Genomic DNA, 6985 nt, shown 5'->3' with positions numbered 1-6985 from the left:
GATGGTGCATCCGGGAGGATTCGAACCTCCGACCGCTCGGTTCGTAGCCGAGTACTCTATCCAGCTGAGCTACGGATGCAAATGGCGGTGAGGCGGGGATTCGAACCCCGGATGCAGCTTTTGACCGCATACTCCCTTAGCAGGGGAGCGCCTTCAGCCTCTCGGCCACCTCACCACGCGCCTCTTACGAGTGCTTCGAAGAACTTGTTTCTGCTCATCGTCGCTGCGTGGCGCACATATTACTTTCTGGGACTTATAAGTCAAACAATTTTTCCCGCGCTTTTATCGTTTGCACACTTCACGCTCAATTAGTCTGCAAAAACGGCAAAAAGGGTGTTTTATCAACAGATAAATCGGCGTGTTACACCGCCTGAACGCAGGCAGAAAAACAGAATAGCCAGGAAAGAGCCTACCGGCACGGGAAGCGATACGGAAAAAGAGTGAAGAAAAATGAAAAAGAGAAAGGACGCGAGGAGCAGGTTGCGCCTCATCGGAAGAGATGAGACGCGAAAACCTTAGTAACTGGACTGCTGGGATTTTTCAGCCTGGATACGCTGGTAGATCTCCTCACGATGGACAGAGACTTCTTTCGGGGCGTTTACGCCAATGCGCACCTGGTTGCCCTTTACCCCTAAAACTGTCACGGTGACCTCATCTCCAATCATGAGGGTCTCACCAACTCGACGAGTCAGAATCAGCATTCTTTGCTCCTTGAAAGATTAAAAGAGTCGGGTCTCTCTGTATCCCGGCATTATCCATCATATAACGCCAAAAAGTAAGCGATGACAAACACGTAAAGTGTAAGCAGTCACGGCATCACATTCTGTTAAACCTAAGTTTAGCCGATATACACAACTTCAACCTGACTTTATCGTTGTCAATAACGTTGATGCAAACGCCGCAGACCGGGGCCTGCGGCGTTAGATAACGCTTATAGTTATTACAGTTTTGCGCTAACCCAGCCTTTCACACTGGCTAACGCTGCTGGCAGAGCAGCCGCATCCGTACCACCGGCTTGCGCCATGTCTGGACGTCCGCCGCCCTTGCCGCCCACCTGCTGAGCGACCATGCCGACCAGCTCCCCTGCTTTCACGCGGTCGGTCACATCCTTCGACACGCCCGCAATCAGAGAAACCTTACCTTCCGCTACCGTTGCAAGAACGATAACGGTAGAACCCAGTTGATTTTTCAGATCATCAACCATCGTACGCAGCATTTTTGGCTCAACGCCCGCAAGCTCGCTAACCAGCAGCTTCACGCCGTTGATATCAACCGCTTTGCTGGAAAGGTTCGCACTTTCCTGCGCGGCAGCCTGTTCTTTCAACTGCTGCAACTCTTTTTCAAGCTGACGCGTACGTTCCAGTACAGAACGGACTTTTTCGCCCAGATTCTGGCTGTCGCCCTTCAGCAACTGTGCGATATCGCTTAAGCGATCGCTTTCAGCGTGCAGCGTAGCAATCGCGCCTTCGCCCGTAACCGCTTCAATACGACGAACGCCTGCCGCAGTACCGGATTCAGAAACGATGCGGAACAGACCGATATCCCCCGTACGGCTGGCGTGCGTACCGCCACACAGTTCGGTGGAGAAATCGCCCATGCTCAGCACACGAACGCGATCGTCATACTTCTCGCCAAACAGCGCCATTGCGCCTTTAGCTTTCGCCGCTTCAAGGTCCATGATGTTGGTTTCGACCGGCAGGTTGCGACGGATTTGCGCATTCACCAGATCTTCCACCGCACGGATTTCAGACGGTTTCATCGCTTCATTATGCGAGAAGTCGAAACGCAGGACTTTGTCGTTAACCAGCGAGCCTTTCTGCGCTACGTGCGTGCCCAGAATCTGGCGCAGCGCCGCGTGCATCAGGTGCGTCGCAGAGTGGTTCAGGCGAATACGCGCCCGGCGAGCGTCATCCACATCAGCCTGCACCGCATCGCCCACTTTCAGGGAACCGGTCGAAAGCGTACCGATATGTCCAATCGCCTGGCCATATTTTTGCGTATCGCTAACCGCAAACGCGAAGCCTGCGCCTTTCAGTTCGCCTTTATCGCCAACCTGACCACCGGATTCCGCATAGAACGGCGTCTGATCCAGCACGACAACGGCTTCCTGACCCGCGCTAATCGCATCTACCGCTTTACCATCCACAAACAGCGCGGTCACTTTACCGTTCAGTTCCAGATGCTCATAACCTTTAAATTCTGACGCGCCGTCAACGCGGATCATCGCGTTATAGTCTGCGCCAAAACCGCTGGCCTCACGCGCGCGACGACGCTGTTCTTCCATCGCGGCTTCAAATCCCGCTTCATCAACTTTGATGTTGCGCTCGCGGCAAACGTCCGCCGTCAGGTCAACCGGGAAGCCGTAGGTGTCATACAGACGGAAAGCGGTTTCGCCATCCAGCGTGTCGCCGGAAAGCTTCGCCAGCTCTTCGTCCAGCAGCGCCAGACCACGTTCCAGCGTACGGGCAAACTGCTCTTCTTCCGTTTTCAGAACCTGCTCAACCTGCGCCTGCTGGCGCTTCAGCTCTTCACCGGCAGAGCCCATAACGTCAATCAGCGGCCCAACCAGCTTGTAGAAGAAGGTCTCTTTCGCGCCCAGCATGTTGCCATGACGAACCGCACGACGAATGATACGGCGCAGCACATAGCCACGGTTTTCATTCGACGGAACCACGCCGTCGGCGATCAGGAAAGCGCAGGAACGGATGTGGTCGGCAATCACGCGCAGCGACTTGTTGCTCAGGTCGGTCGCGCCAGTCACCTTCGCAACGGCTTCAATCAACGTGCGGAACAGGTCAATTTCATAGTTGGAGTTAACGTGTTGCAATACAGCGGCAATACGCTCCAGACCCATACCGGTATCGACGGACGGTTTCGGCAGCGGTTCCATCGTACCGTCAGCCTGACGGTTGAACTGCATGAAGACGATGTTCCAGATCTCAATATAGCGATCGCCATCTTCTTCCGGGCTTCCCGGAGGGCCGCCCCAGATGTGATCGCCGTGGTCGTAGAAGATCTCGGTACATGGACCGCACGGCCCTGTATCGCCCATCTGCCAGAAGTTGTCGGACGCGTATGCCGCGCCTTTGTTATCACCAATTCGGATGATACGTTCGCGCGGAATGCCGACTTCTTTTTCCCAGATCTCGTAGGCTTCATCGTCAGTTTCATAGACGGTCACCCACAGACGCTCTTTTGGCAGGGCAAACCAGTTTTCACCGGTCAGCAGTTCCCACGCAAACTGAATCGCGTCGTGTTTGAAATAGTCGCCGAAGCTGAAGTTACCCAGCATTTCGAAGAAGGTGTGGTGACGTGCAGTGTAACCGACGTTTTCCAGATCGTTGTGTTTACCACCCGCACGTACGCAACGCTGCGACGTGGTGGCGCGGGAATAATTACGCTTGTCGAGCCCAAGGAAAACATCCTTGAACTGGTTCATCCCGGCGTTGGTAAACAACAAAGTTGGGTCATTGTTTGGCACCAGGGAGCTGCTGGCAACTACCTGATGTCCCTTACTGTGGAAAAAATCGAGAAACGCCTGACGGATCTCAGCGGTGCTCTTGCTCATAATTATCCTGAAATCAAGCTAACGAAATATCATTACCCGCCTCAGCGCTCATATGCCCTGCCCGGCTGGCAATTGAAAAAAGTGGGAATAAGATAAGTTTTCTTTACGGGGAAGTAAAATCCCGTATGCAGTCAATCGTCAAAATTTCGCCATATCTCCTGAATATCCTCCATCAGATAGCCACGATAAAGCAGGAAACGCTGGACTTTGACCTTTTCCGAAAATGCGGCTGGTAAGGGTTCGCCATATTTGCGGATCGCCTGTTCGCGTGCAAGACGCAACCACTCAATCTCGCATTCACGCATTGCGCGTTCAATCGCCTCACGCGCAATGCCTTTTTGATTCAGCTCCTGCCGAATACGTGCCGGGCCATAACCTTTACGGCTGCGGCTGGCGATAAAGCGCGAAACAAAACGATGATCATCAAGGTAGTTGTGCTCATGGCACCAGGCGATAACCCGTTCATAGTCTTCCGGCGCCGCATCGATCTCTTCCGGCCCGTTTTTTCCCATAACCGGTGCGGAGAGTTTACGCCGCAGTTCCTGTTCACTGTGATCGCGTACCGCCAGAATACGTACCGCGCGATCCAGCAGACGGTTATATGCGGGGCGTCGCGGTGTGGATTCACTCATAACAAACCTTCGGAAAAAGAAATGCAAAAAGGGCCGCAAGATATGCAGCCCTTCAAAGTATAAGCCCGATAAGACGCCATAGCGCCGCCACCGGGCAATGCAACGATTAGAAATCTTCGTTAGTTTCTTTCACACCTTCACCGTTGTCATCAACGGAGAAGTCTGGCGTCGAGTCCTGATTGCTCAGCAGCAGCTCACGCACTTTTTTCTCGATCTCTTTGGCGGTCGCCGGATTCTCTTTCAGCCAGGCAGTGGCATTCGCTTTACCCTGACCGATTTTCTCGCCGTTATAGCTGTACCATGCACCGGCTTTCTCGATCAGCTTCTCTTTCACGCCCAGGTCAACCAGTTCGCCATAGAAGTTGATGCCTTCGCCGTAGAGGATCTGGAACTCAGCCTGTTTAAACGGCGCGGCGATTTTGTTCTTCACAACCTTCACGCGGGTTTCGCTACCCACGACGTTTTCGCCCTCTTTCACCGCGCCGATACGGCGGATATCCAGACGAACGGACGCGTAGAATTTCAGCGCGTTACCCCCGGTAGTGGTTTCCGGGTTGCCGAACATGACGCCAATTTTCATACGGATCTGGTTGATGAAGATCAGCAGGGTGTTGGACTGTTTCAGGTTACCGGCCAGCTTACGCATCGCCTGGCTCATCATACGCGCCGCGAGGCCCATATGAGAGTCGCCGATTTCACCTTCGATTTCCGCTTTCGGCGTCAACGCCGCCACGGAGTCAACAACGATAACGTCTACAGCGCCTGAACGCGCCAGCGCATCACAGATTTCCAGCGCCTGCTCGCCGGTGTCCGGCTGGGAGCACAGCAGGTTGTCGATATCGACGCCCAGTTTGCGGGCATAGATAGGGTCCAGCGCATGTTCGGCGTCGATAAACGCACAGGTTTTGCCTTCACGCTGTGCAGCGGCAATCACCTGAAGCGTCAGGGTGGTTTTACCGGAGGATTCCGGCCCGTAGATTTCTACGATACGCCCCATCGGCAGGCCACCCGCGCCCAGCGCGATATCCAGAGAAAGCGAACCGGTGGAGATGGTTTCCACATCCATGGAACGGTCTTCACCCAGGCGCATGATGGAGCCTTTACCGAATTGTTTTTCGATCTGGCCCAGCGCTGCCGCCAACGCTTTCTGTTTGTTTTCGTCGATAGCCATTAACTACTCCTGTCATGAGCCGGGGTCCGCTTGCGCTTGTACCGGATAGTGAATTCTGTACTGTTAGGTGCGATTATACTGTACAGTCATACAGTATCAAGTGTTTTGTAGAAATTGTTGCCAGAGCGTTTTGAGCGCATATTCCGTCGCCTGGCGACGTACGCTGTCACGGTCGCCGCTAAAGCACTCCCGGCGGGTGATCCCCTCGCCCTGCGCGGTTGCGAAACCAAACCAGACTGTGCCGACGGGCTTCACGTCGCTGCCGCCGTCCGGCCCGGCAATACCGCTGATAGAAACGGCATAATCCGCGCGGGCCGCTCTGAGCGCGCCAATCGCCATCTCAATCACCACCGGTTCGCTGACCGCGCCGTGCTGCTCAAGCGTCGGTTCGCGCACGCCAATCATTTGCGCTTTCGCTTCATTACTGTAGGTAACAAAACCGCGTTCAAACCAGGCGGAACTCCCGGCGATATCGGTAATCACTTTCGCTACCCAACCGCCCGTGCAGGACTCCGCTGTCGTTAGCGTTGCGCCGCGCTGTTTCAGCGCCAGCCCTACCACTTCGCTTAACTGCATCAATTCATGGTCAGTCATCATCGCTTAAGGCTCCTGAAAAACGTGCAGCACAAGATAGCACTTTCTGAGCAGATATGGGGACGAGGTGCGGATTTTACGAGGAGGCTTCAGAAAAAAGCCGATGCGAAGCATCGGCCGATCGTACGGTTACTTCATGCTGTTGGCGATGGTCTCAACATTGTGGCGAAACGCTTTTACGTAGCTATCCGCCACGCCGCCTTTTGCCGACAAGGCTTCAGGATACAGCTCGCCGCCCGGCTGCGCGCCCGTCGCGCTGGCGAGCTGTTTTACCAGACGCGGATCGAGCTGATTCTCCATAAACCAGGTGTTCACCCCATCCGCTTTAATCTGCTTAATGAGCGCGGCGACCTGCGCGGCAGAGGCTTCACTTTCAGACGACAGCCCCTGCGGCGCCAAAAACTCAACGCCGTAGGCGCGACCGAAATAACCGAAGGCGTCGTGGCTGGTCAGCACCTTGCGTTTCTCCTGCGGGATCTGGCTAAAGCGCGCTTTCGCCCACGCGTCCAGTTCAGTCAGCTGTGCGATGTAAGGTTTGCCGGAAGCCTCCAGCGCGGCTTTATCCTGCGGGTCGGCGTTGACCAGCCCGGAAAGAATATTCTGCGCATACAGCGCGCCGTTCGCTGCGCTATTCCAGGCGTGCGGATCGGTGACGGTTTCGCCGTCTTCATCCAGCGTATGCGTCTTCACCCCGTCGGAAGCCACCACCAGCGTACCTTTGAAACCGGAGGCTTTTACCAGCCGGTCAAGCCAACCCTCCAGTCCCAGACCGTTCACGACCACCACATCCGCTTTGCTCAACGCCGCGCTGTCTTTCGGCGAAGGCTCGAAGGTATGCGGATCGCCATCCGGCCCAACCAGCGTAGTGACGTTGACATTCTTGCCGCCGACCTCCTGGGTGATGTCGCCGAGAATAGAAAAACTCGTCACCACATTCAGCGTTTTCGCCAGCGCGCCTTGCGTCATCAACCCCAACGCGAGCGCAATCATTACCCCTGTACGTTTCATCTTTTCCCCTTG

6 protein-coding genes and 2 tRNA genes are annotated in these 6985 nt (G+C 55.0%); all 8 read right to left on the bottom strand.

Features of this window, described 5'->3' with window-relative positions; genetic code table 11:
* Positions 1 to 2: 2 nt before the first annotated feature.
* The 8 genes from OGX80_RS15615 to OGX80_RS15580 all read right to left on the bottom strand — a co-directional run bounded on the left by OGX80_RS15615 (position 3) and on the right by OGX80_RS15580 (position 6973).
* Positions 3 to 79, bottom strand: a tRNA-Arg gene (locus OGX80_RS15615).
* 3 nt (positions 80 to 82) lie between these two features.
* Positions 83 to 175 (bottom strand) — tRNA-Ser (locus tag OGX80_RS15610).
* A gap of 340 nt (positions 176 to 515) precedes the next feature.
* The gene (gene csrA / locus OGX80_RS15605; protein ID WP_000906486.1) at positions 516 to 701 is read right to left on the bottom strand and encodes a carbon storage regulator CsrA; all 186 of its coding nucleotides are present in this window, start codon (positions 699 to 701) and stop codon (positions 516 to 518) included.
* 239 nt (positions 702 to 940) lie between these two features.
* Positions 941 to 3568: an alanine--tRNA ligase gene (gene alaS / locus OGX80_RS15600; RefSeq protein ID WP_104868277.1), complete on the bottom strand. Its 2628-nt coding sequence runs from the start codon at positions 3566 to 3568 to the stop codon at positions 941 to 943.
* Positions 3569 to 3699: 131 nt separating this feature from the next.
* On the bottom strand, positions 3700 to 4200 hold the full coding sequence (recX, locus tag OGX80_RS15595) for a recombination regulator RecX (RefSeq protein WP_024130885.1): 501 nt from the start codon (positions 4198 to 4200) through the stop codon (positions 3700 to 3702).
* A 106-nt stretch (positions 4201 to 4306) separates the two neighbouring features.
* On the bottom strand, positions 4307 to 5371 hold the full coding sequence (gene recA, locus OGX80_RS15590; protein ID WP_012134806.1) for a recombinase RecA: 1065 nt from the start codon (positions 5369 to 5371) through the stop codon (positions 4307 to 4309).
* 96 nt (positions 5372 to 5467) lie between these two features.
* Positions 5468 to 5965, bottom strand: coding sequence for a nicotinamide-nucleotide amidase (gene pncC / locus OGX80_RS15585; protein ID WP_024130886.1), 498 nt, complete (start codon positions 5963 to 5965; stop codon positions 5468 to 5470).
* A gap of 129 nt (positions 5966 to 6094) precedes the next feature.
* The gene (locus OGX80_RS15580; RefSeq protein WP_115181238.1) at positions 6095 to 6973 is read right to left on the bottom strand and encodes a metal ABC transporter substrate-binding protein; all 879 of its coding nucleotides are present in this window, start codon (positions 6971 to 6973) and stop codon (positions 6095 to 6097) included.
* Between the last annotated feature and the right edge of the window lie 12 nt (positions 6974 to 6985).

Origin of the sequence: Citrobacter sp. CK194, from assembly GCF_030333395.1 — a bacterium.
Lineage (GTDB): Bacteria > Pseudomonadota > Gammaproteobacteria > Enterobacterales > Enterobacteriaceae > Citrobacter_B > Citrobacter_B koseri.
The sequence above is the reverse complement of the archived record's forward strand: the minus strand, read 5'-3'. Positions and strand labels throughout refer to the sequence as shown.

Bases quoted from the DNA above. Each gene is read 5' to 3' on its own strand.
- OGX80_RS15580 (WP_115181238.1), bottom strand. From the start codon at position 6,973: ATGAAACGTACAGGGGTAATGATTGCGCTCGCGTTGGGGTTGATGACG.
- alaS (WP_104868277.1), bottom strand. From the start codon at position 3,568: ATGAGCAAGAGCACCGCTGAGATCCGTCAGGCGTTTCTCGATTTTTTC.
- recA (WP_012134806.1), bottom strand. From the start codon at position 5,371: ATGGCTATCGACGAAAACAAACAGAAAGCGTTGGCGGCAGCGCTGGGC.
- pncC (WP_024130886.1), bottom strand. From the start codon at position 5,965: ATGACTGACCATGAATTGATGCAGTTAAGCGAAGTGGTAGGGCTGGCG.
- recX (WP_024130885.1), bottom strand. From the start codon at position 4,200: ATGAGTGAATCCACACCGCGACGCCCCGCATATAACCGTCTGCTGGAT.
- csrA (WP_000906486.1), bottom strand. From the start codon at position 701: ATGCTGATTCTGACTCGTCGAGTTGGTGAGACCCTCATGATTGGAGAT.